The organism is Amycolatopsis sp. NPDC088138 (genome assembly GCF_044741685.1).
Lineage (GTDB): Bacteria > Actinomycetota > Actinomycetes > Mycobacteriales > Pseudonocardiaceae > Amycolatopsis.
In genome coordinates, this window is sequence record NZ_JBIUTB010000001.1 from 636,897 (window position 1) to 662,757 (window position 25,861).

Annotated in this window: 22 protein-coding genes; 5 read left to right on the plus strand and 17 right to left on the minus strand. The window is 71.9% G+C overall.

The annotated features are described in order from the left end of the window. Positions 1-16: 16 nt before the first annotated feature. On the minus strand, positions 17-1,423 hold the full coding sequence (locus ACIOD2_RS03035; protein ID WP_400533572.1) for an FAD-binding oxidoreductase: 1,407 nt from the start codon (positions 1,421-1,423) through the stop codon (positions 17-19). A 164-nt stretch (positions 1,424-1,587) separates the two neighbouring features. Here ACIOD2_RS03035 and ACIOD2_RS03040 point away from each other — a divergent pair, with 164 nt between their 5' ends. Continuing rightward, a complete protein-coding gene (locus ACIOD2_RS03040) occupies positions 1,588-2,007 on the plus strand; it encodes a DUF6292 family protein (RefSeq protein WP_400533575.1) in 420 nt (139 codons plus the stop codon). Positions 2,008-2,328: 321 nt separating this feature from the next. Here the strand turns inward: ACIOD2_RS03040 and ACIOD2_RS03045 are convergent, their stop codons facing one another. Next, positions 2,329-2,769, minus strand: a complete 441-nt coding sequence (locus ACIOD2_RS03045) for an ATP-binding protein (RefSeq protein WP_400533578.1) — start codon at positions 2,767-2,769, stop codon at positions 2,329-2,331. Positions 2,770-2,847: 78 nt separating this feature from the next. Here ACIOD2_RS03045 and ACIOD2_RS03050 point away from each other — a divergent pair, with 78 nt between their 5' ends. Continuing rightward, a complete protein-coding gene (locus ACIOD2_RS03050) occupies positions 2,848-4,647 on the plus strand; it encodes a S9 family peptidase (RefSeq protein WP_400533580.1) in 1,800 nt (599 codons plus the stop codon). Here ACIOD2_RS03050 and hpaD read toward each other — a convergent pair. The 6 genes from hpaD to ACIOD2_RS03080 all read right to left on the minus strand — a co-directional run bounded on the left by hpaD (position 4,625) and on the right by ACIOD2_RS03080 (position 11,710). After that, a complete protein-coding gene (gene hpaD / locus ACIOD2_RS03055) occupies positions 4,625-5,668 on the minus strand; it encodes a 3,4-dihydroxyphenylacetate 2,3-dioxygenase (RefSeq protein ID WP_400533583.1) in 1,044 nt (347 codons plus the stop codon). The two genes, ACIOD2_RS03050 and hpaD, sit on opposite strands and share 23 nt — an antisense overlap. After that, a complete protein-coding gene (hpaE, locus tag ACIOD2_RS03060; protein WP_400533586.1) occupies positions 5,665-7,173 on the minus strand; it encodes a 5-carboxymethyl-2-hydroxymuconate semialdehyde dehydrogenase in 1,509 nt (502 codons plus the stop codon). The genes hpaD and hpaE overlap by 4 nt, the downstream gene beginning before the upstream one ends. Then, a complete protein-coding gene (gene dapA / locus ACIOD2_RS03065) occupies positions 7,170-8,117 on the minus strand; it encodes a 4-hydroxy-tetrahydrodipicolinate synthase (protein WP_400533589.1) in 948 nt (315 codons plus the stop codon). The genes hpaE and dapA overlap by 4 nt, the downstream gene beginning before the upstream one ends. Positions 8,118-8,133: 16 nt before the next feature. Continuing rightward, positions 8,134-8,811 (minus strand): GntR family transcriptional regulator, encoded by a 678-nt coding sequence (locus tag ACIOD2_RS03070; protein WP_400533592.1) that lies wholly within the window; start codon positions 8,809-8,811, stop codon positions 8,134-8,136. Then, positions 8,793-10,211, minus strand: a complete 1,419-nt coding sequence (locus ACIOD2_RS03075) for a fumarylacetoacetate hydrolase family protein (protein WP_400533594.1) — start codon at positions 10,209-10,211, stop codon at positions 8,793-8,795. Before ACIOD2_RS03075 ends, ACIOD2_RS03070 begins: the two co-directional genes overlap by 19 nt. A gap of 62 nt (positions 10,212-10,273) precedes the next feature. Next, positions 10,274-11,710: an aldehyde dehydrogenase family protein gene (locus tag ACIOD2_RS03080; protein WP_400533597.1), complete on the minus strand. Its 1,437-nt coding sequence runs from the start codon at positions 11,708-11,710 to the stop codon at positions 10,274-10,276. A 135-nt stretch (positions 11,711-11,845) separates the two neighbouring features. Between ACIOD2_RS03080 and ACIOD2_RS03085 the strand changes: the two genes are divergently transcribed. Then, positions 11,846-13,270 carry a GMC family oxidoreductase gene (locus ACIOD2_RS03085; protein WP_400533599.1) on the plus strand — a complete coding sequence of 475 codons (1,425 nt, stop codon included), beginning with the start codon at positions 11,846-11,848 and terminating at the stop codon, positions 13,268-13,270. 515 nt (positions 13,271-13,785) lie between these two features. Here ACIOD2_RS03085 and ACIOD2_RS03090 read toward each other — a convergent pair. Genes ACIOD2_RS03090 through ACIOD2_RS03100 form a run of 3 tightly spaced genes read right to left on the minus strand, consistent with a single transcriptional unit; the run spans position 13,786 to position 16,703 of the window. Beyond that, the gene (locus ACIOD2_RS03090; RefSeq protein WP_400533602.1) at positions 13,786-14,646 is read right to left on the minus strand and encodes an alpha/beta hydrolase; all 861 of its coding nucleotides are present in this window, start codon (positions 14,644-14,646) and stop codon (positions 13,786-13,788) included. Beyond that, on the minus strand, positions 14,643-15,593 hold the full coding sequence (locus ACIOD2_RS03095) for an aldo/keto reductase (RefSeq protein ID WP_400533605.1): 951 nt from the start codon (positions 15,591-15,593) through the stop codon (positions 14,643-14,645). The genes ACIOD2_RS03090 and ACIOD2_RS03095 overlap by 4 nt, the downstream gene beginning before the upstream one ends. A 9-nt stretch (positions 15,594-15,602) precedes the next feature. Continuing rightward, complete coding sequence (locus ACIOD2_RS03100; RefSeq protein WP_400535389.1) at positions 15,603-16,703, minus strand: zinc-binding dehydrogenase; 1,101 nt, start codon at positions 16,701-16,703, stop codon at positions 15,603-15,605. Between the two features lie 23 nt (positions 16,704-16,726). Between ACIOD2_RS03100 and ACIOD2_RS03105 the strand changes: the two genes are divergently transcribed. Continuing rightward, positions 16,727-18,052 (plus strand): amidohydrolase, encoded by a 1,326-nt coding sequence (locus ACIOD2_RS03105; RefSeq protein WP_400533607.1) that lies wholly within the window; start codon positions 16,727-16,729, stop codon positions 18,050-18,052. On the opposite strand, the gene ACIOD2_RS03110 is transcribed toward ACIOD2_RS03105, so the two are convergent. Beyond that, complete coding sequence (locus tag ACIOD2_RS03110; protein ID WP_400533609.1) at positions 18,053-18,775, minus strand: SDR family NAD(P)-dependent oxidoreductase; 723 nt, start codon at positions 18,773-18,775, stop codon at positions 18,053-18,055. It lies immediately after the preceding gene. A gap of 46 nt (positions 18,776-18,821) precedes the next feature. Here ACIOD2_RS03110 and ACIOD2_RS03115 point away from each other — a divergent pair, with 46 nt between their 5' ends. Then, on the plus strand, positions 18,822-19,742 hold the full coding sequence (locus ACIOD2_RS03115) for an aldo/keto reductase (RefSeq protein ID WP_400533612.1): 921 nt from the start codon (positions 18,822-18,824) through the stop codon (positions 19,740-19,742). Between the two features lie 44 nt (positions 19,743-19,786). Here the strand turns inward: ACIOD2_RS03115 and ACIOD2_RS03120 are convergent, their stop codons facing one another. Genes ACIOD2_RS03120 through ACIOD2_RS03140 form a run of 5 tightly spaced genes read right to left on the minus strand, consistent with a single transcriptional unit; the run spans position 19,787 to position 25,708 of the window. After that, positions 19,787-20,500, minus strand: coding sequence for an alpha/beta fold hydrolase (locus ACIOD2_RS03120; RefSeq protein ID WP_400533614.1), 714 nt, complete (start codon positions 20,498-20,500; stop codon positions 19,787-19,789). A gap of 12 nt (positions 20,501-20,512) precedes the next feature. After that, positions 20,513-21,442: an ABC transporter permease gene (locus tag ACIOD2_RS03125; RefSeq protein WP_400533616.1), complete on the minus strand. Its 930-nt coding sequence runs from the start codon at positions 21,440-21,442 to the stop codon at positions 20,513-20,515. Continuing rightward, positions 21,439-22,383 (minus strand): ABC transporter permease, encoded by a 945-nt coding sequence (locus ACIOD2_RS03130; RefSeq protein ID WP_400533619.1) that lies wholly within the window; start codon positions 22,381-22,383, stop codon positions 21,439-21,441. Before ACIOD2_RS03130 ends, ACIOD2_RS03125 begins: the two co-directional genes overlap by 4 nt. Then, positions 22,380-23,960, minus strand: coding sequence for an ABC transporter substrate-binding protein (locus tag ACIOD2_RS03135; RefSeq protein WP_400533622.1), 1,581 nt, complete (start codon positions 23,958-23,960; stop codon positions 22,380-22,382). Before ACIOD2_RS03135 ends, ACIOD2_RS03130 begins: the two co-directional genes overlap by 4 nt. Beyond that, positions 23,957-25,708, minus strand: coding sequence for a dipeptide ABC transporter ATP-binding protein (locus ACIOD2_RS03140; protein ID WP_400533625.1), 1,752 nt, complete (start codon positions 25,706-25,708; stop codon positions 23,957-23,959). Before ACIOD2_RS03140 ends, ACIOD2_RS03135 begins: the two co-directional genes overlap by 4 nt. Positions 25,709-25,861: the final 153 nt, after the last annotated feature.

The window sequence follows — 25,861 nt, forward strand, 5'->3', positions numbered from 1 at the left end:
GTTCCTTTCAGGGCCTTCACCGGCGCCGGACGCACTTTTCGTAGAGGCCGAGCAGCCGGCTGGCCGGGTCGTAGGCCCGCTTGAGCTCCCCGTAGGCGTCACCGTTGTAGAGGCGCCAGAACTCGTCCTCGGAGTAGAAGCTGTCCGAGTAGAGCGATTTGTGCCCGCCGAGGCGGGTGACCTCGGCTTCGATCATCCGGTTGTGGACGCCGTCGCGCTCACCGGGGTCCAGTGGCACCGCCGACCAGAAGCCGAAGTTGACGTACAGCTCGTCGGGGTCCAGCTCGTACAGCGGCCAGCGCACCCCGCCGGGCCGCTGGCGCAGCGGGCAGATCCACACCGGGCTGATCGGGATCTCCCGCTCGAAGAACTCGAGGAACTCCGCGGCGCGGGCCAGCGGCACCTCGATGTCCTGCACGATCGTCTCCTCGGGCGGCATCCGCCGGAGCTTGAGGAGCTTGGCGGCGATCCCGAAGCGGCGGTCGAGCGCGACGAGCTTCCAGTACACCGAGGACCGCAGGAGCCGGCGGCCCATCAGCAGCCGGGGCAGCCGCGACTGGACGCCGAAGGCGCGCGAGCACCAGAACCAGTCGGTGTCCCAGCGCCACAGGTAGTCGCGGACGGTGAGGTGGTCGGTCTCGCGGCGCTGGATCGAGCGGTAGTAGATGTCCAGCCAGGTGTAGTCGCTCGGCTCCGGCGCGCTGTCGGTGAAGGTGCCCAGCGTGATGTAGAGCTCGTCCGGGCCGAACACCGTGCCGTCGACGAAGTCGACCGCTTCGCCCTCGTGCGTCCGAGTGGTACAGACCTCACCGAGGGCCGCGAAGTACGTCTCGCGGTCGTGGTGGCGGACGTGGCGCAGCTTCACGAACGGCTTCACCGGTTCGAGCTGGATCCGCAGGCGCAGCGCGTAGCCGAGGGTGCCGTAGGAGTTGGGGAAACCGTGGAAGAGGTCGCGGTGCTCGTTGTCCGGCGTGGCGACGACGATGCCGCCGTCGCCGGTCATGATCTCCAGCTCCAGCACCGACTCGTGCGGCATGCCGCTGCGGAAGGACGTCGACTCGATGCCGAGGCCGGTGACCGCGCCGCCGAGGGTGATGGTCTTGAGCTGCGGCACCACCAGGGGCATCAGCCCGTGCGGCAGCGTGGCGTCGACCAGCTGCTCGTAGGTGACCATCCCTTCGACGTCGGCGGTCAGCGTCTCCGGGTCGACGCGCAGCACGTGGGTGAAACCCGAGACGTCCAGACCGGGGTGGGAGGCCGAGGCGCGGGAGCGGAAGAGGTTCGACGTCCGCTTCGCCAGCCGGACCGTGGCTTCACCGGCCACCGCGGCCAGCTGGCGCCTGAGGTCGTCGACGCGGGTTTCGTGTTCGGGGAAGGCCGGGCCCGGGCGGGCCTGGGGCGCACCGGCCTGATCGATCGTCACCCCCCGATCCTGCCTCACGGGGGAAGGGGGCGCACCGTGCCTGTCCTCTCCCTGTCCCGTTGGCCGGAACCGGTGCCTCATCGCGCGGTTGATCCACCGGGGGGCGGGGTATCCGCGATCGGGTCGCGGAAGATCCCGCGGCCGATGGGGAAAGCGAGGCGGCGTTGAGCATTCAGATCGATTTCGGGCGCGACACGGAGTTCTCGTTCGAGCGGCGGTTGCGCGGATACCTGGGGGCGGTGGCCCGGGCCGTGGGGGTGGGGCCGGAGTCCTGCACGATCGACCTCGACACCCCGGTGTCGGCGTACGTCGCCCTCGACTGGCGGCTGGGCCGGTTCCCCGGCCACGACCTCGCCCTCGTCTGGGACGAGGCGCACGGCTGGGCGGCGGCCCTGGAGGACACCGGCCGGGAAGCCGTCGTCCTCGCCTACCTCGGGGGCGAAGTGCTCCCGGAACCGCGCGCGGTGGTGCGCTTCCTCGCCGCGGTCCGCGCCGGCGACCCGGACGTGGGGACGCTCGAAGCGCCGGTGCTGCGCGAGGCGGGTCATCACGAGGAACTGCTGGGCGCGCTCTCGGCGGCGTGATCGCGGCGGGCTTCGCCGCGTTCGCCGACGTCCTCGACTACCCGATGCACGTCGGGACCTGCACGGAGGGCACCCGTGTCGCGGGCTGCCTGGTCGGGTTCGCACCGCGACCTGGCCCGGCTGTTTGGCGGGACAACAGGCTTCGACGCCGACGAGTTCACCCGCTTCCGATGGCATCACGGGCCTGGTCTTCGTTGCCAAGTCCCGGCTGGTTCGCCGGCGAGATCCTCAGCCGCGAACGCACCGGCGATCAGGTCCGCGCACCTGCTGCGGCCTCGACGGCCGCCGGTGACCCGGCGGCACGGACCACGCCGCGGGCCGTCAGTGTTCGCGGAACAGCTGAGCCGGGACGAGGGCCCAGACGGTCTTCCCCGGCTCGGTCGCGCGCACGCCCCAGCCCAGGGACAGCTGATCCACCAGCTTCAAGCCGTGACCGCCGCCTGCCGCGACGCGCTCGACCGACGGCTCCTCGTCGGAGACCTCCACCAGCAGGCCGCGCAGCTCGCGCGTCACCTTGAGCCGTGACGGGTGCGCGGTGTGGTCGTAGGCGTTGCCCACCAGTTCGTCCACGACGAGCAGCAGCGCGCCGAGCGGCTCCTCCTTGGTGCGGCCGAAGCCGAGGCAGCCGGCGACGGTCGAGCGGATGCGGCGCAACGCCGGCCGCGTCGTGAGGTCGACGGTCAGCTCGGCGGCCGTGGCGACCCGCAGGCTGAGCCGCTCCACGGCCACGTCCCAGCCCGGGGGCAGTGTCTCGCCGTTCATCGCTCGCTCCCTCGCACCGGACGCACCCACCAGGAGTTCGGCGCCACTCGCCGCGCGGATGGCTGGAAGACTGTGCTCATGGGGAACTTGAGCGCCGAGGCCGTCGTCGACCGGATCATGCCCAGGGAGCCGCGGGTTTCCCCCGACGGCCGCTGGGTCGCCTACCTCACGACGACCCGGGGCCACACGGCCGGTGAGCTGTGGCTCGTCCCCGCCGGCGGCGGCGCGCCACCGCGCAGGCTGGCCGGCACCGCCGAGGCACCCCGGTGGGCCCCGGACTCCGGCTCGGTCTTCTACCTGGCCGCCCGGCGGCTCCACCGGGTCGGCCGCGCCGGGGACGCCGTACGCGTGACCGACCGGGACGTCACCGCCTGCGTCCCGCTGCCCGGCGACCTCGTCGCCCTGGTCGGGCCCGGCGAAGAGCCGCCGCGAGACCCGTACCTGCGCACGCCGAAAACGCCCGACCGGCTGTGGCTGCTCGACCTGGCCACCGGCGAGGTCCGGCCGCACGGCGACCTCGGTGACCGGCACGTCGTCGAGGTCGCCGCCCACCCCGGCGGCGGCCCGCTCGCCGTGCTGACCTGGTCGGTCGCCGACCAGACTCCCGGCATGCTCGAAGCGCGGCTCCACCTGGTCGGCGGCCGCGACCTCCCCGCCCCGGCCGCCGAGGCGTCCGCGCTCACCTGGTGGGGCGACCGCCTCCTTTACCTCGGCCTCACCCCGCCCGGACTCGTCGCCGGCTACGCGATCCTCGACGCCGAGGACGGCACCGACCTCACCAAGGGGATGGGCGTCTGCCCGGTGGACCTCGTCCAGGTCGACGACGGCCCGCCGCTCGCCCTGTTCGCCGAAGGCCTCGACACCACGATCCGGCGGCTCGACCCGGCTACGCGCCGGTTCGCCGAGATCGGCCACGCGCCGGGCTCCCTGGAGTTCCTGAGCCACGGCGGCGGTGTCGTCGCCGTGGTCGCGAGCACCGCGACCGAGCCCGACGACGTCTGCACCGGACCTCCGGGCGGCCCGCTGACCCGGCTCACCGACAGCAGCCCGGAACTGCGCGCCCGGACCTGGGGCTCGCAGGAGCGCCTGGCCTACCGGGCCGCCGACGGCCTGGAGCTGGACGGCCTGCTCGTCCTCCCGCCCGGCGCCACGCGCCAGGACGGCCCGTTTCCGCTGGTCACGCTCGTGCACGGCGGCCCGTACGACCGCTGGGCCGACCGCTTCGTCCTCGGCTGGCACCGGCACGCGCGGTGGCTGGCCGACGCCGGATTCGCCGTGTTCCTGCCCAACCCGCGCGGCAGCCAGGGCCACGGCCACGCGTTCGCCGTTGCCGTCGCCGGTGAGGTCGGCGGTGCGGAGTGGACGGACATCCTCTCCGGCATCGACCTGCTGATCGACGCCGGTGTAGCCGATCCGGACCGGCTCGGCATCGGCGGCGGGAGCCACGGCGGGTTCCTCGCCGCCTGGGCGGCCGCGCGCAGTGACCGCTTCGCCGCGGCCGTCGTCAACGCGGGCATCAGTGACTGGGGCATGATGGCCGCCACCGGCGAGCTGGGCGCCCCCTTCGAGGCGGCGCTCGGCGGGAGCATCGGCTGGGAGGGCCCGGGCCCGCACCGGCACGACCGGAACAGCCCGATCTCCTACGCCGCCGACATCCGGACGCCGATCCTGCTGGTGCACGGCGACGACGACACGAACGTCCCGCTCTCGCAGGCCGAGTTCCTCCACCGCGCACTGTGCCACTTCGGCGTCGAGCACGAGTTCGCCGTCTACCCCGGGGAGGGCCACTCGCTGCGCGGCCGTGACCACCAGCTCGATTTCCTGCACCGCACCCGCGAGTGGTACACCCGGTGGCTCAAACCTGTTCACCCAGCTTGAATTCGGCGTCCTCCGACGTGTACGAGAAGCCGTCGGCGCCGATGGTGACGTCGGCTTCGCGCGCCTCGGCCCGGGCGATCAGCGGCTGCGGTTTCCCGTCCAGGTCCAGCACCGCGGACGCGTCGGAGTACCAGCTCGGCACTACCGGGTTGCCCCACCAGTCGCGGCGCTGGTTGTCGTGCACGTCCCAGGTGAGCACCGGGTTGTCCGGGTCGCCGGTGTAGTAGTCGTGGGTGTAGATCTCGATCCGGTGCCCGTCGGGGTCGCGGACGTAGAGGTAGAACGCGTTCGAGACGCCGTGGCGGCCCGGCCCGCGCTCGATCATGCCGGACTTGCGCAGCGCGCCCAGGTGGTCGCAGAGGTGCAGGATCTGCGTCCGCTCGTGGCTCGCGAACGCGATGTGGTGCAGCCGCGGCCCGTCGCCGCCGGTGAGGGCGACGTCGTGCACCGTCGGCTTGCGGAACATCCAGGCCGCGTACACCGTGCCCTCGTCGTCCTGGATGTCCTCCGACACCCGGAAACCCAGGCCCTCGTAGTACTTCCGGGCCGCCGGGACGTCCGGGGTGTCGAGGTTGAAGTGGTCCAGCCGCGACAGGGCGCCGGCGCCGTGGACGTCGTAGCGCTGGGTGAACCGCTCGACGTGCTCGGCCTCGCAGAAGAACTCCACCGGGAAGCCGAGCGGGTCCTCGACGCGGACCGCCTCGCCGATGCCGCGGGTCGCGCCCGCCGCCCGGCGCTCGACCCGGCACCCCAGCTCGCGGTAGTACGCCTCGGCGAGGTCGAGGTCGGCCGCGCTCCGGACGCGGTAGCCGAGCACGGCCAGCGCGGGTGTCGCACCCTTCCGCAGCACCAGCGAGTGGTGCAGGTACTCCTCGAACGCCCGCAGGTACAGCGCTTCTTCGTCCTCATAGGACACGACGAGGCCGAGCACGCCGACGTAGAAGTCGCGGGACGCGGCCAGGTCCGTGACGACCAGTTCGGCGTACGCGCAGCGGAGGACGTCCGGCGGGGTGACGGTCATGACTGTCCCTTCTGGACGCTGCCGAACCGGGCCGTGTGCACCGGCCCGAGCGAGACGTGGATCGCCTGCTGATGAGTGTAGAAGTCGAGCGAGCGGTACCCGCCCTCCTGGCCGAGGCCGGACGCCTTGACCCCGCCGAACGGCGTGCGCAGGTCGCGGACGTTGTGCGAGTTCAGCCAGACCATCCCGGCCTCGACCGACTGCGCGAAGGTGTGCGCGCGCTCCAGGTTCGACGTCCACAGGTAGGCGGCGAGCCCGTACTTGACGTTGTTGGCCAGCGCCAGGGCTTCGGCTTCGGTGTCGAACGGCGTCAGCGCGACGACCGGGCCGAAGATCTCCTCCTGGAAGATCCGGGCGCCGGGAGCGACGTCGGCGAACACCGTCGGCGCGACGTAGTTGCCACTGTCCACACCGGACGGCCGCCCGCCGCCCGCGAGCAGGCGGCCTTCGGACTTGCCCAGCTCGACGTAGCTCATGACCTTGGCGTAGTGCTCGGGGTGCACGAGCGCGCCGACCTCGGTGGCCGGGTCGTGCGGGTCGCCGACGACGATGTTCCTCGCTCGCTCGGCGTACCGCGCGCAGAACTCGTCGTAGATCGGGCGCTCGACGAGAATCCGGCTGCCCGCGGTGCAGCGTTCGCCGTTGAGGGAGAACACCCCGAACAACGTCGAGTCGAGCGCGGCGTCGAGGTCCGCGTCGGCGAAGACGATCGCCGGGGACTTGCCGCCCAGCTCCATCGACATGCCCTTGAGGCCGGTCGCGCAGTTGCGGAAGATCGTCTGGCCCGTCGTGGACTCACCGGTGAATGAGATCAGCGGGACGTCCGGGTGCTTGACGAGCGCGTCGCCCGCTTCCTCGCCGAAGCCGTTGACCAGGTTGAACACACCTTCGGGCAGACCGGCGTCGGCGAAGATCTCCGCCCAGAGGCTCGCCGACAGCGGCGTGAACTCGGCCGGCTTCAGCACCACCGTGCAGCCGGCCGCCAGCGCGGGCGCCAGCTTCCAGCTCTCCAGCATGAACGGCGTGTTCCACGGCGTGATGAGCCCGGCGACCCCGACCGGCTTGCGGTGCACGTAGTTCACCTGCCGCCCCGGCACCTGGTAGGTGTCGTCGGCTTGGGCGACGACGAGGTCGGCGAAGAACCGGAAGTTCTCGGCCGCGCGTTGCGCCTGGCCGAGCGCCTGGGTGATCGGCAGGCCGGTGTCGAACGTCTCCAGCTCGGCCAGCCGGGTGTCCTGGGCCTCGACGGCGTCGGCGATCTTGTTGAGCACCCGGGCCCGCGCCCGCGGCACCAGCCGGGGCCAGGGCCCGTCGACGAACGCCGTGCGCGCCGCGGCGACCGCCCGGTCGACGTCCTCGGCCTGGCCCGCCGCCGCGGTGACGTACGGGGTGTTCGACACGGGATCGAGCACGTCGAAGGTCTTGCCCGAGACGCTGTCGACGAGTTGCCCGCCGATGTAGTGCTTCAGCGCGCCCGGCAGCCCTTCCGGGACGTGGTGCGTCATGCTTTCCCCTCCACGGTGAAGCCTTCGGTCGGCGAGAGGTACTTCGCGCCTTCGGCCATGAAGTCCTTGATGCGGGCCAGCCCGGCCTCGGACGGCGGGAGCAGCGGCGGCCGGACGTGGCCGGACCCGATCAGCCCGCGGTGTTCGAGGACCCACTTGCCGGGCGCCGGGTTGGTCTCGACGAACAGCAGGTCGACCAGCGGGTGCAGGCCGTAGTGGATCTCCCGCGCGCGTTCGTGGTCGCCGGCCTGCCAAGCGGTGTACATCTCGGCGCACGCGGTGGGCGCGATGTTGGCCGTCGCGCTGACGAACCCGGCGCCGCCGAGCGCCAGCAGCGGCAGGCAGAGCAGCTCGATCCCGGACCACACGACCAGCTCCCGCCCGCACAGGTGCAGCACGCGGGAGAAGTGCTCGAAGTCCTTGGTCGTCTCCTTGATGCCGACGAAGTTGTCGCACGAGCGGAACAGCCGCGCGACGGTCTCCGGCGCGAGGTCCACGGCGGTGCGGCTCGGCACGTTGTAGGCGACGATCGGCAGGTCCGGGAACTCGTTGGCGACCGTGCGGTACCAGACGAACAGCGCGTCCTGGGTCGGGCGCGCGTAGTACGGCGTGATGACCAGCGCCGCGTCGACCCCGGCGTCGCGCGCGGCGGCCGTCAGCTCGAGGGTCTCGTCCAACTTCGCGGAACCGGTACCCGGGACGAACGGGACACGGTCGTCGACGACGGCGGCGACCGTGCGGATCGCCTCGGCGCGTTCGGCGACCGTCTGGGAGCCCGGCTCGCCGGTGGAGCCGCCGATCGAGATGCCGTGGGTGCCGGCGGCGAGCTGCCAGCGCACCAGGTTGGCGAGGCCGTCGTGGTCCACCGCGCCGTCGGCGGTGAACGGCGTCATCAGCGGTGCGATCGACCCGCGGATCGCCTGGGGGTCGGAGCGGAAGCGCATGGGTTTCCCTTCTGCGTCAGGGGTGGCGGTGGGCTTGAAAGGCGAGGAACGCGGCCAAGGTGGCCAGCCGGTGGTCGCGCACGGCCCGTTCGACCTCGGCGGCGGGGGCGCCGGCGTCGAGCAGGCCGAGGATCGCTTCGTGCTCGGCCACCGACTGGCGGGCGCGGCCGGGCACGAAGCTGAACGTCGAGGTCCGCAGCCCGCTCAGCCGGTTCCAGCCGCGGTGGACCAGGTCGAGGACCTGCGGGTTGGGGCACGCGGCGAACAGCACCGCGTGGAAGTCCCGGTTGAGCGCGGTGAACCGCGCGGGTTCGAAGTGCCCGAGGCAGTCGGCGAGCCGGGCGTTCAGCTCACGGGCCTCGTCGAGGGCACCGGGCGGCAGCAGCGGCGCGGCCAAGGCGGCCGCGTAGCCCTCCACCAGCGCGAGGGTCTGCATCGTGTGCTGGTAGTCGCTCTCGTCGACCATCGCGACCTGCGCGCCGACGTTGCGTTCGAACGTGACCAGCCCTTCGGCCTCCAGCAGCCGGATCGCCTCGCGGATCGGGACCACGCTGACGCCCTGTTCCTGGGCGAGCTGGCCGAGGACCAGGCGGTAGCCGGGGGAGAAGGTGCCGTCGCCGATGCGGGCCTTGATCCATTCGTAGGCGATGCGCGACTTGCTGAGCGCGGCGCCGTTCACCGTTTCGCGAGCCATGCGGCGTACCTCCCACGCCAGTGCTCGTCCATCGGGTACAGCCCTTCGACGCGCTCGCCGGCGGCGACCTGCTCGGCGATGAACGTCTCCTGCCGCTCCTGCTCGATCGCGGCGTCGACGACCTCCTCGACCAGGTGCGGCGGGATGACGAGCACGCCGTCGCCGTCACCCGCGATGACGTCGCCGGGGCAGACCGCCGCGCCCCCGCAGGCGATCGCGACGTCGACCTCCCACGGCACGTGCCGGCGCCCGAGCACCGCCGGGTGCGGCCCGGCGTGATAGGTGGGAATGTCCAAAGCGGACACCGCGGCCAGGTCGCGGACCCCGCCGTCGGTGACGATCCCGGCCGCGCCGTTGACCTGGGCGCGCAGCGCGAGGATGTCTCCGACGGTGCCGGTGCCACGTTCGCCGCGGGCCTCCATGACCAGGACGTCGCCGGGGCCGAGGGCGTCGATCGCGCGTTTCTGCGCGTTGTAACCCCCGCCGTGCGCGCGGAACAGATCCTCGCGGTAGGGCAGGTACCGCAGGGTCCGCGCGCGGCCGGTCAGCCGGGCGCCGGGCCGGGTCGACGTGAGGCCTTCGATGAAGACGTCGTGGTACCCCCGCTTGCGGAGCTGGACGGAAAGCGTTGCGGTGCCGACGGATTCGATCCGCTCGCGCAGTTCCCGAGTCAGGGTGAACTCCGGTTCGGACGTCCCGTAGGCGTCGGCGCGCTGCTTCTCGTCGGCCCGGGGGAGCGCGCCGAACGGTCCGAAGGGGACAGTCCCTTCGCCGATCGGCGTGACCAGGCGGCCGGTGCTGTGTTCTCCGGCGCTGACTTCGACCTCGACGACGTCCCCGGGCCCGGCGACCGACGCGCCCGCGGGCGTCCCGGTGAGCACGACGTCCCCGGGTTCGAGGGTGATCAGCTGCGAGAGGTCGGCGACGAGCCGGCCGAAGCCGAACAGCAGGTCGGCGGTGGTGTCGTCCTGGACGAGGGCGCCGTTGAGCCAGGTCCGCAGCCGCAGTGCGGCCGGGTCGACGTCCGCGGCGGGCAGGACCGCCGGGCCGAGCGGGGTGAAACCGTCACCGCCCTTCGAACGGAGGTTGCTGCCCTTGTCGGCGTAGCGCAGGTCGTAGACGCCGAAGTCGTTGGCGGCGGTGATGCCGGAGACGTACGCCCAGCCGTCCTCGGGGGAGACGCGGCGGGCGAGCCGGCCGATGACCAGCGCGATCTCGCCTTCGAAGCCGAGCAGTTCGGTGCCGGCCGGGCGTTCGAGGACCTCGCCGCTCGCCGCGACGGACGTCGGCGGCTTGAGGAAGTAGGACGGCTGCTCGGGGACGCGGCCGCGTTGCGCGGCGCGGGAGCGGTAGTTGAGGTGCAGCGCGATGATCTTGCCGGGCCGCGCGATGCTGGTCATCGGTGCTTCCTGCCTGCCGGTCGGGCTAAGGTATCTCAAATCATATACGATCTGCGACCTGGTCAATAGCCGTAGTGCAGCCAGACGGACTTGGTCTCGGTGTAGGCGTCCAAGGCCCACGGGCCCATCTCGCGGCCCCAGCCGGACGCCTTGTACCCACCCCACGGCGCGGCCATGTCGGGGATCGGCGGCATGTTGACGAACACCGCGCCGGCCCGGATCCCGTCGGCGAAGCGCTGGGCGGTGCGGAGGTCGCGGGTCCAGACCGTCGCGGCCAGGCCGTACTCCGTGTCGTTGGCGCGGCCGAGCAGCTCGTCGCCGTCGTCGTAGGGCGTGACGGCCAGGACCGGGCCGAAGATCTCCTCACGCATGATCGTCATGGCGTCGGTGACACCGGCGAACAGCGTCGGGCGGTAGAAGTAGCCGTCACCGCCGACGCGGCTGCCGCCGGTCACCAGGTCGGCGCCCTGTTCGCGGCCGGTGGTGACCAGGAAGTCGACGTGCTCGCGGTGCTTCGCCGAGACGAGCGGGCCGAGCTGGGTGCTTTCGTCGGCGCCGGGGCCGACCCGCAGGCCTTCCAGGCCGCGGGCGAGCTTGTCGACGAACTCCTGCTCGCGTTTCCGGTCGACGTAGAAGCGGGTGTAGGCCGCGCAGACCTGGCCGGTGTTGAGCGTCGCCCCGGCGAGGTTGCCCGCGACCGCGGCGTCGATGTCGGCGTCGGCCGCGATGATGCTCGGGGCCTTGCCGCCGAGTTCGAGCGTGAGCCGCTTGAGGTTGGACGCCGCGCTCGCCGCCGTGATCAGCTTCCCGACCGCCGTCGAGCCGGTGTAGGAGAGGTGGTCGACGTCCGCGTGCTCGCTGAGCATCGCGCCGACCGCGCCGTCCCCGGTCACCAGGTTGACGACGCCCGCCGGGATCCCGGCTTCGTGGGCCAGCTCGACCAGCCGGATGCTGGTCAACGGCGTGACCTCGCTCGGCTTGATCACCACGGTGTTGCCGGTGGCCAGCGCGGGCGCGAGCTTCCAGGCGAGGATCATCAGCGGGAAGTTCCACGGCGTGATCAGCGCGTTCACCCCGACCGGCTCGCGGCGGGTGTAGTGCAGCGTGTCGGGGAACGACACCGGGTTCGTGGTGCCCTGCAGCTTGGTCACCCAGCCCGCGAAGTACCGGAAGTGCTCGGCCGCGCCGGTGGCGCTGACCTGCCGGGACACGCCGATCGGCTGCCCCTGGTCACGGGTCTCCAGCTGGGCCAGCTCCTCGTGGTGCGTGTCGAGGAGGTCCGCGAGCCGGAACAGCAGCGCGGCCCGCTGGACCGGGAGCAGCCCGGCCCACGCCGGCGCGGTCAGCGCGCGCCGGGCGGCCGCGACGGCGGCGTCGACGTCGGCCTTCGACGCGGTGCCGACCTCCTCGAGCACCCGGCCGGTGGCCGGGTCGAGGGTCGGGATGGCGCCGCCGCCGGCCTCGGTCCACTGTCCGTCGATGCACAGGCGTGTCGCCATCCCGGGTTCCTCCTCCGTCAGGTGAACCGAGTATTGGACGCCGGAGGGCCGTGGGTCTTGTCCGCTCCCGCACGCCGGTTGACGGACGGCGAAGGGATCCGCGTCCCCGGCCGGAAGGCGCGTCAGGCTGGGCCCATGGACGTGATCGTGGTGGGCGCGGGTTCGGCGGGCTGCGTGGTGGCCCGGCGGCTGGTCGACGCGGGTGCGGAAGTGACGCTGCTGGAGGCGGGCGGCCCGGACGTCAACCCCGCCATCCACGACCCGGCGCGGGCCGGGGAGCTGTGGCACGGACCCGAGGACTGGGACCACCACACGGTCCCGCAGCCGCACGCGGCGAACCGGCGGCTGCACCTGCCGCGCGGCAAGGTCCTCGGCGGTTCGCACGCCCTGAACGCGATGATCTGGGTCCGCGGCGCGCCCGCCGACTACGACGGCTGGGGCGTGCCCGGCTGGACCTGGGACGACGTCCGGCCGGTGTTCGAGCGCGTCGAGAAGGACCTCCTGCCGGTGGTCCCGAACGAGCCGCTGCACCCGATCCAGCAGTCCATAGTGGACGCGGCGGTGTCGGTCGGCCTGCCCTTCAACCCGGACTACAACGGTGCCACCCAGGACGGCGTCTCGATCGAGCAGATCACCGCGCGCGACGGCCGTCGTGTCACCACGTGGAGTGCCTACGCTGCGCCGGTGGCGTCCCGGATGACCGTCCACACAGGAGCCTTGGTGCACCGGGTCTTGTTCGAAAGCTCGCGCGCCACCGGGGTGGTCGCGTCGATCGCGGGTGAGCCGCGGGAGCTGTCCGCCGACCTGGTGGTGCTGGCGGCGGGTGCCCTGACGTCGCCCGCGATCCTGCTGCGCAGCGGCGTCGGTCCGGCGGACGACCTGACCGCGCTGGGCATCAACGTCGTCGCCGACCTGCCCGTCGGCCGTAACCTCCACGATCACCTGCTCGCACCGGTGATCTTCGGGACGGATCGTGTTGTCGAGCCGCCGGTGGCGGGCAGGTCGGTCACGCAGGTCCACTGGTTCTGGCGCAGCCGCCCCGGGCTCGCGGTGCCCGACACGCAGCCGATCTGCTTCAGCGTGCCGATGTACGAGCCGTGGATGACCGGCCCGCCGACGGGGTTCTCGCTGATGGCGGGCATGGTGAGTCCGGAGAGCCGGGGAAGCGTCCGGCTGTCACCGGACGGCGAGCCGCTGATCGACCTGGGCGCGCTGTCCGCACCGGCGGACTTCGAGAGCCTGATGGCGTCGGTGGAGCAGTGCATCGCGGTCGGCCGTGCCCTGGCCGCCGACTGGGGCGCCCGGCAGCTGTACCCGGCACCGGACGACGACGTACGCGAGTACGTCCGCCGCACGGCGATCACGTACCACCACCAGGTCGGCACCTGCCGGATGGGCACGGACCCGGACTCGGTGGTGGGCCCGGACCTGAAGGTGCACGGCTTGGAGGGGCTACGGGTGGCGGACGCGTCGGTGCTGCCCCGGGTGACAACGGGCAACACCAACGCACCGGCGGTGCTGGTGGGGGAGCAGGCCGCGCGGTTCATCCTCGGCTCATAGTGTCGAGCAGCCACCGCAGCCGGGATGACCGGGCCGTCGGGGCTTGGGCTTCACCGAGGTCCCGGCCGGTGCTGCTTTTCGCCAGGCGGTGAGCCTCATTCCCGGGTGCCGAACACTCGCCGCAGCCGCGCTGCCGGGTCTTTGGGCCTTCTCAAGGCGCTGGCGTGCCGGTCTTCGCTGAGGTGGTGAGTCTCATGACCGGGTGCCGCGCAGCCGCTGTAGCCGTGACGACTGCGTCGCCGGGTCTTGGGGGTTTCACCGAGGCGCCGGCTGGTGCGCTCTTTGCCGAGGCAGCGAGCCTCATTCCGGGTGCCCAGTAGTTGCCGCAGCCAGGATGACCGAGCCGCCGGGTCTTTGGGCCTCTCTGAGGCCCAGGCCGGTGCCGGTCTTCGCCGGGGCGGCGAGCCTCATGTCCGGGTGCCGAGTAGTCGCTGTAGCCGTGAGGGCCGCGTCGCCGGGTCTTGGGGTTTCACCGATGCGTCGGCCGGTGCCACTCTTCGCCGGGGCGGTGAGTCTCATTCCCGGATACCCAGCAACCGCCGCAGCCAGGATGAGCGGGCCGCCAGGGCCGCGCGCGTCACTTCCGCCTCCGGGGCGAAGCGGTCGAACCCGTGGTAGGCACCCGCCCAGATGTGCAGCTCCGTCGGGACTCCCGCCTGGGCCAGCCGCTGCGCGTACGCCACATCCTCGTCGCGGAAGATCTCTGCGCCGCCCACCTCCACGAACGCCGGTGGCAGGCCGCGCAGGTCCGGCATCCGGGCCGGGGACGCGTACGGTGAGGTCTGTCCGGCCAGCAGACTCCGCCAGCCGAAGTCGTTGGCCGCGCGGCTCCACACCGCGCCCGGGAGGTCGGCCGTCGTGCGGTCGTCGAGCATCGGGCACAGCAGCAGCTGCCCCGCGAGCGCCGGGCCGCCGCGGTCGCGGGCCAGCAGCGCGCATCCGGCGCTCAGCCCGCCGCCCGCGCTGCCGCCCGCCACCACCAGGGGACCGTCGAACTCCGCGGCGAACCAGGCGAGACCCGCGTAGCAATCCTCCAGCGGCGCGGGATGCGGGTGCTCCGGCGCCAGCCGGTACTCGACGGTCGCCGCCACGAAACCGAACTCCTCGACCAGCGCGACCAGCCGGGGCAGGTCGGCGAACCGGTCGTCCATCACCATGCCGCCGCCGTGGATGCTGAACAGCCCGGCCCGCGGCACGCGCGGCCGCAGCACCGTGACGACCACGTCCGTCCCCGGCACGACGTGGTCCGACCACGTGATGTCCCGGTCGCCGACCGCCTCCGCGCACGTCGGGTTGCGCAGTGCCGCCCGGATCGCGGGCAATGTCGAAGCGGTCAGCGACGGGCCGGAGACCGGCGGCAGCTCCGGGTCGATCACGGCCCCTCCGGCGAGACGGCGTCCCGGTCGGCCCAGAACGGCTCCACCAGCGCCCGCAGCTCAGCCGCCCCCACTCGCGACACCAGGTCGACCGCGGCCAGGTTGTCCTCCAGCTGCCGGACGCTCGTCGCGCCGAACAACGTCGTCGTGAGCGCCGGGTGGGTGAGCGTGAAGGCCAGGCACAGCTGCGCGGCCGTCGCGCCGAGGCTTTCGGCGACCTTCCGGATTCCCTCGGCGGAGTCGGCGATGCGCTGCCGGACGTCACCCGGGTCCCGCCCCACCTGGCGCTCGCCCTTGCCCAGCAGCACGCCGCCCTCGAAGACGTCCGACGCCTGGAGCGTGACGCCCAGTGAGCCGAAGATCTCGCCGAACGGTGCACCGTCCGGAATGGACCGTCGCGCCACGCTGTACTTCAGCTGCGCGAGGGCGGGCCCGGGCACCCCGTCGGCGACGGCGAAGCCGTGCACCGCCCGGATCGTCGACGCCGACCAGTTGTTGACACCCCACTGCCCGATCAGCCCGGCCTCACGCAGTTCGGCCAGGTCCCGGACGAGCGCGTGCAGGTCCGTGTCGTCGCTGCGCAGGTCACCGAGGATCACCAGGTCCGCGTGCGAGACGCCGGCGCGGAAGAAAGCGTTCTCCAGCTGCTCGCGCAGGCCGTGCCCGGGATAGCCCTCGAGCCAGAGTTTCGCGGACAGCAGGTAGTCGTCCCGGCGCAGGCCCGCGGCGCGGACCATGGCGGAGAACAGCACGTCGGTGAACACCGGCGGGCTGCCGGGGAAGCCGTAGACGCCGACGTCGAACAGCGTGATCCCGGCGTCGACGGCGGTGCGCAGCAGCGTCACGGCCTCGCGGAAGTCCATCCGGTCGTAGGTGTGCCACGAGCCGAGCGACAGGACGCCGGTCTGCGGGCCGTCGCGGCCGATGCGGCGCTGGGGGATGCTCACGAAACGCTCCTAGGGCAGTCGGGGGTCGATGACGGCTTTGAGCTCGCCGAGCCGGGACATCGACTCGACGGCGTTGGACGCGCCGGACAGCCCGACGGGCGGGCTGAACAGCTCGCCCCAGGGCATCCGCCCGGCGAAGGCGCGGAAGAACTCGACCGAGTGGTGGTAGTCGGCGATGTCGCCGTTGAGCGAGCCCACGACGGTCAGTTCCTTGCCCATCACCGTGCCCAGCGGCACGGGCGACGGCGCCGGGCCGGTCGACCCGACGATCGCGACGGTGCCACGCTGCGCGGCGAACGCGACGGCCTCCTCGCCGATCGTCGGGCCGCCCGCGAAGTCGAAGACGTGGTCGGCGCCGCGTCCGCCGGTCAGCTCCTGCACACGCTCGATCCGTTCCTCCGGCGTGGTGTCCACCGAGACAGTCGCGGTGGCGCCGAATCGCAAGGCCGTCTCCAGCCGGCTCCCCGGACCGCCGACGGTGATCACGGTGCCCGCGCCGCACAGCCGCGCGACGGCCGTGGCGAACACGCCGAGCGCGCCGGCGCCCTGGACCACGACCGTCGCGTTCGGACGGATACCGCCGGACCGGGCGACCGCCCGCAGCACGGTCTTGCCCGCACAGCCCGACATCGACGCCCAGCTGTCCTCGACGTCGTCGGGCAGCAGCAGCTTCGCTGCGCCGGGCGTCACGTAACAGTGCCGCGCGAGCCCGCCGGTCGTGTAGGGGAACCGGTCGGCGCGCTGGAGGAAGCCGTAACCGCGGGACTCGCAGGCGACGGGCTCGCGCAGGATCGTGCAGCCGAAGCACTTCCCGCAGACCGACTCCGACCAGCCGATCCGATCGCCCGGCTTGATCTCCCGGCCCAGCGTGTCGGTGGTGCCGGGACCGATGGCGACGACCTCACCCACCATCTCGTGCCCGAGCACCATCGGGAGCATGCCGGGGAAGCTCATCTGCCCGGCCCAGAGGTGGACGTCGGTGCCGCACAACGTGGTGCACGTGAGCCGGACCAGCGCGGCGCCGGGTTCGGGCGCCGGCAGGGGTAGTTCGCGCAGTTCGAGCGGCGCGTGGTGGCCGGTGAGGACCGCGGCCTCGGTGTGGGTGGGCAGTGCCATCGTTTTAGTCTACAGTCGTGGAAGATAAAGTCCAGGTCCGGGAGGAAACCATGACGGCACAACGGATCCGCCCGGCCGACCTGGTCGTACGCGGCGGCACCGTCCACACCTTCGACCGGCTGGGCACGGTCACGGACGGCCTCGCGGTCCGTGATGGCCGGATAGTCGCGATCGGCGACGACCTGACCGGCCACATCGGACCGGACACGGAGGTGGTCGACCTCGCCGGGCGCACGGTCCTGCCCGGCATCAACGACGCCCACCTGCACGCGACCTGGCTCGGCGCCCGCTGGCCGCACCCGCTGCTCGGCCCGCCGCACGAAGAGGCACCGGTCACGACCGCGGCCGAGCGCCGCGCCGCCATTCTGCGCGCGGGCGACCTCTGCGCGTCGCTGGGCATCACCAGCTACACCGAACCCGGGCTCGGCCCCGGCGAAACCGGCTGCTTCTCGGCGGAGGTCCTCGACGAATACGCCGCGCTGCACCGGGAAGGCCTGCTGCGGTCCCGGGTCACCGTCCTGCGCCTGTTCGGACTCCTCGACGGCGCCAGCTCGCTGACCGACGTCGTGCGCGGCCTCGAAACGCCCGTGCCGCAAGCAGATCCGGAGTGTCTGGCGGTTACCGGCGTCAAGATCTTCGCCGACGGCATCCCGCCGATGGGCACCGCCTGGACGCACCACTGTTACGCCGACGGTGGCCACGGCGCCCTGCTCGTCGACGGCCCCGACGACCGGACCCGCGCCGCGAACCTGGGCGAGATGATCGTCGCGGCGCACGCGGCGGGCCTGGTCGTCGGCGTGCACGCGACGGGGGAGCGCAGCATCGAGACCGCGCTCGCGCACCTGCGCCGGGGTGACCACCTCGTGCACGGCGACCTCGTCACCCCGGCCCAGCTGCGGCGGATGGCGGCCCGCGGTGTCGGCCTGACCACGCAACCGGCCATCGCGACGGCCATGCGCCCGATGGTCGCCTCCGCGCTGGGGGACACGGTCGCCGCGAAAGCGTGGCCGTTGCGGGAAATCCTGGACTCCGGTGTCGTGCTGACCTTGAGCAGTGACGCACCCGTCGTCACCCCGGACTGGCGGGTACACCTGGCCGCGGCCGGGGATCTCCTTGGTGCGCACGGCGTGACGCCGGAGCTGACCGCGCGGCTGTTGCGCTGCTACACCACCGAAGCCGCCGTCCAGGACGGCTCCGCGAGCTGGAAGGGCACCCTCGCGGAAGGCATGGCCGCCGACTTCTGCGTCCTGGATGCGAACCCTCTCGACGTCGCTCTGGCGGCCCTGCCGTCGGTGGCAGTCGAACTGACCGTGACCGGCGGCCGGATCGTCCACAAGGGATAGTCAGGTGAGCAGCTGGCCGCCGTCCACGGCCAGGCTCACCCCCGTGATGTGCCCGGCGGCGGGTGAGGCCAGGAACACCACCGCCGGCGCGACGTCCTCGACGGAGGCGATGCGGCCCAAGGGGATCCGCGACTCCCAGGCCGCGCGGGCCGCGGTGTCGGCGGCGAACCCGGCGGTCATCGGGGTGAGCACCGGGCCGGGCGCGACGGCGTTCACCCGGATCCCGTGCGGCGCCAGTTCGAGGGCCGCGGACCTGGTCAGCGCGTCGACCGCCGCCTTGGTGGCCTCGTAGTGGCCCAGGCCGGGTGTCGGCTGGCGGGCGCCGATCGACGAGACGTTCACGATCGCGCCCCGCGTGCCCGCGTCGACCATGTGCGCGCCGATCGCCCGCGTCATCAGGAAGGTGCCGCGGAAGTTGACCCGCACGCAACGGTCGAACACCTCGACGCCCAGGGACGTCAACGGCCCGCCGCCGCCCGCCAGGCCGGCATTGTTGACCAGCACGTCGACCGGCCCGAACTGCCGCGTCACCAGGGAGATGGCCGCGTCGACCGACGCCGGATCCGAGATGTCGAGCTCGACGTGCTCCCGGCCGGATTCGTGCGCCGCGCGGGCGTCGACGTCGGCGACGATCACGCGGTCGCCCGCGGTGAGGAAGGCTTCGGTGACGCCTCGGCCGATCCCGCTGGCCCCGCCGGTCACCACCACGATGCGTTGTTTCATTCTACAATCGTAGACTAAAGAGGTGTTGTCGGAGAAGGGAAACAACATGATCGGCAGATCGGCTTTCGGGCTGGGCTCGTGGAACACGTGGGACCGGATGGACTTCGGGGACGCCGTCCGGCTGCTGCGGACGGCCGTCGACGCCGGCGTGACGTTGTTCGACGTCGCGCACTACGACATGGGCCCGCACGCCGAGGGCTCGCACACCGACGTGCTCTTCGGGAAAGCCGTGCGGGAAGCGGGAATCGCCCGCGAGGACTACGTGCTGTGCGGGAAACTCTGGCTGTGGGACTACCCACGGACCGGGTTCGCGCGGCAGCTGGAGACGTCGCTCGGCCGGGTCGGCACGGACCACGCGGACCTGGTCGTGGTGGGGGACTACCTCGAGCGCCCCGACATCCCGCGGGTCGTCACGGACGTCGCCGAGCAGATCGCGACCGGGCGGATCGGCGGCTGGGGTGTCAACAACTGGCGGGCCGACGACCTCGACGCGGCGCTGGCCTTCGCGGAACGGGAAAGCCTGCCGGCGCCGGAGTTCGCGCAGCTGAAGTACTCGATCGCCCGCCGGTCGATGGCCGAGGGCGAGCCGTACGGGCGGCACTTCGCGAGCGGACGTCTGGTGCTGCAGGCCTCAGACGTCTTCGAAGGCGGAGTCCTGCTGGGCAACCGCGAACCGCGGCGAAAGATCGGCGCGGACGTCGGCGGCATCCGAGAGTCCATTGCGGACACCGCGGACGAGCTGGCGGTGATCGCGGCGGAGTTCGGCGCGACGCGGGCCCAGCTGGCCCTCGCGTTCTGCCTGGCGTACGAGCCGGTGGCGAACGTCCTTTTCGGAGCAAGCCGCGCAGAGCAGCTGACGGACAACCTGCGTGCACTGGACCTGGCCGGGAAGCACGGCAAGGAGATCCGGGCGGCTGTCGACCACCTCCGGCGGGACCTCGACGTCAACCCCGACGGCACCTGGTGACCCCTAGGGCGGCACTTTCACGTGAAAGTGCCGCCCTAGGGTGCTTACAGGAAGGTCAGGACCGCCGTTTTGAAGGCCGCGCCGCGCAGGGCGCCGCCGTGGTCGCCGGGCACCAGGAGCAGGTCGCTGCCCGGCACCAGCGGGACCAGCGTCTCGATGCCCTGGCTGACCGGGTCGTCCCGGCCCGCGACGAACCGCGTCGGCACGCCGATCGTCCCCACCCGCGGGGCGAACGGCTCCCGGCGCAGACCCTCGACGCACCGGAGGAGGGCCAGCGGGTCACGCCCCGGCGCGGTGATCATCCGGGTGATCACCGCGGTCAGCGGGTCGGCCGGGACCCGCCCGCCCCGGACGAACGCCCGCGCCGCCTCGACGTCGACCGCGCCGAACGGCTCGTGCGGGCTGAGCCCGGCCAGCACCAGCCGCCGGACAGGCAGCACCGAAGGCAGCTCCCAAGCCAGCCGCGCCCCCAGCGAGTAGCCGACGACGTCCACTTCGGACACGTCACCGACCGCGAGCACGAGCTCCTCGGTAATGGCCTTCGGCGTGGCGTCGGCCGAAGCCGGGCTCGAGCCGTGGCCGGGCAGGTCCGGCACGATGACCGCGCGGCCGGCGGCCGTCAGCGCCGCGGGCCAGCCGGTGCCGATCCAGTCGGTCGGGCCGTCGGAGGCGAACCCGTGCAGGAGCAGCACCGGCGGGCCGGCGGGCGTGCCACCGGGGGCGAACCGGCGCACGGCCAGGGAAGTCTGGACGGTCAAGGAGATCCTCTCTCACGAACGGGAACGGGAACGGGCGGGACGTCGGACGCGCAAGCGCTGCAGCTCGCCGAGGGTGCGGGCCCGGGCGTCGACGGCGATCCGCAGCGCGGAGCCGATGAGGTTGAGCAGGAGCACGCAGAGCACGATCGTCACCCCCGGCACGAGCATCAGCCACGGCGCGACGACCAGGTACGACCGGCCCTCGGCGATCATGTTCCCCCAGGTCGGCGTGGGCGGGGCGATGCCGAGGCCGAGGAAGCTCATCGCGCCGTCGACCAGCATCGCCGCCGCGGCCAGGATGACGACCTGGACCAGCGCCAGCGGCAGCACGTTGGGGAACACGTGCACCAGCAGGATCTTGCCGCGGCTCATCCCGGACACCCGGGCGGCGCCGATGTACTGCCGCCCGGCGATGCCGAGCACGCGGCTCCTGATGACCCGGGCGGTGAACGGCGTGAAGATCACCGTCAGCGCGATCAGCTCGGTCCAGATGCTCGCGCCGAGCGAGATGGCCAGCGCCATCGCCAGGATGATCGCCGGGAACGACATCCACGCGTCCATCAGCCGCATCAGCACCGCGTCCGCCGCCCGGTAGAAGCCGCTGACCAGGCCGATCACCATGCCGGAGAACGCCGCGCACAGCGTGATCAGCGCGGACAGCCCGAGTGACGCCCGGCCGCCGGACACCAGCCGCGCGAGCACGTCCCGGCCGTAGGAGTCGGTGCCGAGCGGGTGCGCGCCCGACGGCGGCAGCAGCCGGTGCACCGGGTCGGTGGCGCTGACACTCGGCAGGAAGAACGGCAGCACCACGACCGCCAGCACGATGAGCCCGAGCAGCACCGAGCAGACGACCAGCGTCCGGTTGCGGCGGAACACGCGGGCCGCGCGCCGCGGCGGGGGAGCGTTCACCGCGCGCGCCTCTTCGGCGAGGGCGAGGCTCATGCGACACGCACCTTCGGGTCGAGCAGCGCGTACGACAGGTCGACCAGCAGGTTGACCACGACGAACAGCACCGCGACGAACAACGTCACACCCTGGATCAGCGGGAAGTCCCGGGTGGACACCGCGCCCATGAGCAGGTGGCCGAGCCCGGGCACGACGAAGATCGACTCGATGATCACGATCCCGCCGACCAGCATGGCGAAGTTGCTGCCCAGCTGCGTGACCAGCGGCATCAGCGCGTTCGGCAGCACGTGCTTCAGCATCACGCGGCGTTCCGGCAGGCCCTTGACGCGTGCGGTGCGCAGGTAGGCCAGTGGCAGCTCACCCAGCACGCTCTCGCGCAGGGTGAGCACGAACAACGCCGTCTGTCCGATGACGAGCACCGCCAGCGGCAGCACCAGCGCGGGCACCGCGCCGGCCGGGTCGGTCAGCAGGTCGTGGTAGCCGCTGGAGGGGAACCAGCGCAGCGTCACCGAAAACACCAGCACGAGGACCAGGGAGATCCAGAAGTCGGGCAGGGCCATACCGAGCGACGACAGCCGGTCGAGCGTGCGGGCCACCGGGTTGCGCGGCGACACCGCCTGCCACGACGTGATCGCCACCGACAGGAAGAAGCTGACGACCGTGGACAGCACGGCCAGCGTCAGCGTCGGCACGATGTGCCCGGCCACCACGCCCAGTACCGGCTGGTGGTAGGTGATCGACGTCCCGAAGTCGCCGCGCAGCACGTGCCCGGCCCAGGTCAGGTACTGCTGCCAGAGCGAACCGTCCAGGCCCATGCTCGCGCGCAGGGCGTCCACATCGGACGGCCGCGCGGTCGGGCCGAGGATGACCTGGGCCGGGTCGCCGGGGATGAGCCGGATGACGAAGAACATCATCGTGCCGACGATGACCAGGATGATCACCAGGTCGCGCAGCCGGCGCAGCAGGACTCCGGTCATGCCGCCGCCAGCCAGGAGTTCCAGAAGATCCGGTAGAAGTCGCCGTATCCCTTCAAGCGCGGGGTGTAGGCCGCGTACAGCTTGGACTGGCTCAGCGTGATCACCGACAGCTGCTTCCACGTGTACGCCTGCAGCTTGTCGATCACGGCCTTGGCCTGCTCCGGCGTCGTCGACGCGTTGAACTCGGCCAGCAGTCCGTCCATCTCGGGCGAGGACGAGCCGTTGAGCGTGCCCAGGGTCAGCGCGGGCATCTGGGCGGGCGAGGTCAGCGACGAGTCGAAGAACAGCGTCGTGATGTCCCAGCCGCCCGGGTCCTTGGTCAGCGTGCCGAGCATCGTGGCGAAGTCGTAGGTGTCGATCTTGGCCTTGAGCCCGATCTTCGACAGCTCGTCCTGGATGAGCACGGCCCACTTGCCGAACTCGGGGTAGGAGTTCGTGGTGACGATGTGGACGGTCGACCCGGCGGTGACCCCGGCCTCGGTGAGCAGCTGCCGGGCCTTCTCGGGATCGTGCTGCCGGTAGACGTCGTCGCCCGCGGTCGAGTAGGACGCCTTGTTGTCCGGCGAGGCGAACGCGCCGGTGTCGATCGTCAGGTCCTTGCTGCCGCCGGTCGCCGCGTTGATCGCGGGCTTGTCGAGCAGCAGGTTCAGCGCCTGCCGCGCCCGCGGGTCGGCGAACTTCGAACCCGGGTTGAAGTTCGGGATGATGACGTTCTCGTTGCCGCCGGGCAGGTTGTGCACCACGAGGTTCGGGTTGGCCTTGAGCTGCTCGTACTGGTCGTTGGCCGGCATCGCGTGGTCCCACTGGCCGGTCTGCAGGCCGTTGATCAGCGCGTCCTGGTCGCCGACGATCTTGTAGGTGATCGTGTCGAGGTAGGCGTGCTTCGCACCGGCCTGCCCGCCCCAGTTCTCCTCGGTCCGCGACTTGTAGCCGTCGTAGCGCTCCAGCACGAGCTGCTGGCCGATGTCCCAGCTCTTCAGCTTGTACGGGCCGGTGCCGATCGCCTTGTCCTGGCCGAACCCGGTCGCGGGCAGGCCGGCCAGGTTCTTCGCTTCGTAGATCTCGGTGCCCGCGCCGGCCAGTTCGTCGATCAGCGGGTAGCGCGGCCGCTTGAGGTGGATGCCCACGGTCGCCGGATCCGGCGCGGTGATCGTGTCGATGTCCGGGGTGACGAGCTGGCCGGTGCGGTGGCTCTTCTGCCAGCGCTGCAGGCTGGCGACGACGTCGTTGGCCGTCAGCGGGTTGCCGTCTTGGAACGTGACACCCTGGCGCAGCTTGAACGTGTAGGTCAGCCGGTCCGGGCTGGTCGTGAACGTGTCGACCAGCATCGGCCGCGCGACGAAGCCCTGGTCCACCTCGAACAGCTTCTCGTACATCATGTTGCCGATCTGGGCGGTCACCTGGCCGGGGTTGGCCACCATGTCCAGCGACTGCGGATCGGTCGGGACGGCGACGGTCAGGTTGCCGCCGCGGACCGGCGGGCCGTCCGCGGCCGCTGTGGTTCCGGCGCTGCCCATGCAGCCGGCCAGGAGCGTGGCCGCGGCGGCGAGGGCGGCGAGCAAAGGAGTTCTCTTCATGGGTGCGTCGATCCTGTGTGGGGGAGGGCGGGCAGGTCGGGGTTGGCGGCGAGGAGCCGCCGCGTGTAGTCGTGGCGCGGGGTGAGGCGGACGGCGTCGGGGTCGCCGACCTCGATCAGCTCGCCGCGGTACATCACGCCGACGCGGTCGGCGACCGACAGCACGAGGCTGAGGTTGTGGGTGATGAACAGCAGGCTGAGCGTGCGGGTGCGGCGCAGGTCGAGCAGCAGGTTCAGCACCTGGCCCTGCACCGAGACGTCGAGCGCCGACGTCGGTTCGTCGGCGACGATCAGCTCCGGCTCGGCGGCGATCGCGCGGGCGATCGACACCCGCTGCCGCTGCCCGCCGGACAGCTGCGACGGGAGCTTGCCCGCGGTGTCGCGGGGGAGACCGACCTCGTCGATCAGGTCGGCGACGCGCCGGTCCAGTGCGGCGCCCCGCAGCGGCGTCAGCTCCTTGAGCGGCTCGGCGATGATGCGCGCGGCGGTGTGGCGCGGGTCCAAGGAGCTTTGCGGGTCCTGGAAGATCAGCTGGACGCGGCGGCGGAACGCGCGTTCGCCGCCGGTGAGCCCGGACGCCGTGACGCTGTGCGGGCCGAAGGTGATCGCCCCCGACTCCGGCGGCTCCAGGGCCGTCACGAGGCGGCCGAGGGTGGACTTGCCGGAGCCGGACTCGCCGACCAGGCCGAAGAACTCGCCGGGCGGGATCACCAGGGAGACGTCCCGGACCGCGCGGACCTCACTGCCTGGCCGGCCGAACCGTCCTTTCCGTCCGTACACTTTGGACACGCTCGTGATGTCCAGTGTGGTGCCCGCCTCGGTGCGCGGTCTCGGCTTCAGCGTCCGGGTTTCCACGGCTTCGGTAGGTTCACCCGCCATGGCGGATTCGAGCAACGCCGGCGAGATGGTCGGAAAGCCCTCGCGTCGGCTCACGCCCAGCTGGGGGACGCAGCTCAGCAGGGCCCGGGTGTAGGGGTGGCGCGGGCGGGTGAGGACGTCGTCGCGGGAACCGGTTTCGACCAGGCGGCCGCGGTACATCACCGCGATCCGGTCGGCGACCTGCGCGGCGACCCCCATGTCGTGGGTGATGAACACGCACGCCGTCCCGTGGTCGCGGCGCACCCGGTCGAACAGCGTGAGGATCTCCGCCTGGGTCGTGACGTCCAGGGCGGTGGTCGGCTCGTCGGCGATGAGCAGGTCGGGGTCGGCCATCAGGGCCAGCGCGATCATCACCCGCTGCTGCATGCCGCCGGACATCTGGTGCGGGTAGAGCCGCAGGATCCGGCCGGTGTCGGTGAGCCCGACCTCGGTGAGCAGCTGCCGGGCCTTGGCTTCGGCCTTGCGGTGCAGCGGGCTGCCGCGCCGGGCGGCCTGTCCCGGCAGGGAACCGGGCTCGCGGTAGGCCTCGACCAGCTGCCCGCCGACCCGGCGGCCGGGGTTCAGGGAGTCGAGCGCCTCCTGGAAGATCATGCCGATCCGGGTGCCGCGGTAGGCGCGCATCGCGTCGGCGGGCAGCTGCGTGACGTCCACGCCGTCGACCGCGATCGCACCGCGGGTGCGGACCGGGGCGACGAACTCGAGCAGGCGGATGATCGACAGGGCGGTCACGGTCTTGCCGCTGCCGGACTCGCCGACCACGCACAGTGTCCGTCCTCGCCCGAGTTCGAGGGACAGCTCCCGCACGAGTTCGCGCTCGGTGTCGTCGGTGACGACGCCGACCGTGAGGTCCCGGATTTCGAGCAGCGTCATGGGTTCCCCTTCCTCGCGCCCGCCGCGACGGGCGGGCCGGACTGCCGGTGCCGGCAGGGGTAGTTCTACGCATGTTGACACTCCCGTCATACGCTGTCAATGGTTTTATTCTACGAATGTAGGAAGTTGAAATACGACGGGTTTTTGTTGCTG

Coding starts and splice junctions, on each gene's coding strand:
- ACIOD2_RS03135 (WP_400533622.1), bottom strand. CDS start 23,960: ATGAAGAGAACTCCTTTGCTCGCCGCCCTCGCCGCCGCGGCCACGCTC.
- hpaD (WP_400533583.1), bottom strand. CDS start 5,668: ATGACCGTCACCCCGCCGGACGTCCTCCGCTGCGCGTACGCCGAACTG.
- ACIOD2_RS03140 (WP_400533625.1), bottom strand. CDS start 25,708: ATGACGCTGCTCGAAATCCGGGACCTCACGGTCGGCGTCGTCACCGAC.
- ACIOD2_RS03125 (WP_400533616.1), bottom strand. CDS start 21,442: ATGAGCCTCGCCCTCGCCGAAGAGGCGCGCGCGGTGAACGCTCCCCCG.
- ACIOD2_RS03115 (WP_400533612.1), top strand. CDS start 18,822: ATGATCGGCAGATCGGCTTTCGGGCTGGGCTCGTGGAACACGTGGGAC.
- dapA (WP_400533589.1), bottom strand. CDS start 8,117: ATGCGCTTCCGCTCCGACCCCCAGGCGATCCGCGGGTCGATCGCACCG.
- ACIOD2_RS03050 (WP_400533580.1), top strand. CDS start 2,848: ATGGGGAACTTGAGCGCCGAGGCCGTCGTCGACCGGATCATGCCCAGG.
- hpaE (WP_400533586.1), bottom strand. CDS start 7,173: ATGACGCACCACGTCCCGGAAGGGCTGCCGGGCGCGCTGAAGCACTAC.
- ACIOD2_RS03080 (WP_400533597.1), bottom strand. CDS start 11,710: ATGGCGACACGCCTGTGCATCGACGGACAGTGGACCGAGGCCGGCGGC.
- ACIOD2_RS03045 (WP_400533578.1), bottom strand. CDS start 2,769: ATGAACGGCGAGACACTGCCCCCGGGCTGGGACGTGGCCGTGGAGCGG.
- ACIOD2_RS03110 (WP_400533609.1), bottom strand. CDS start 18,775: ATGAAACAACGCATCGTGGTGGTGACCGGCGGGGCCAGCGGGATCGGC.
- ACIOD2_RS03075 (WP_400533594.1), bottom strand. CDS start 10,211: ATGACCAGCATCGCGCGGCCCGGCAAGATCATCGCGCTGCACCTCAAC.
- ACIOD2_RS03085 (WP_400533599.1), top strand. CDS start 11,846: ATGGACGTGATCGTGGTGGGCGCGGGTTCGGCGGGCTGCGTGGTGGCC.
- ACIOD2_RS03070 (WP_400533592.1), bottom strand. CDS start 8,811: ATGGCTCGCGAAACGGTGAACGGCGCCGCGCTCAGCAAGTCGCGCATC.
- ACIOD2_RS03130 (WP_400533619.1), bottom strand. CDS start 22,383: ATGACCGGAGTCCTGCTGCGCCGGCTGCGCGACCTGGTGATCATCCTG.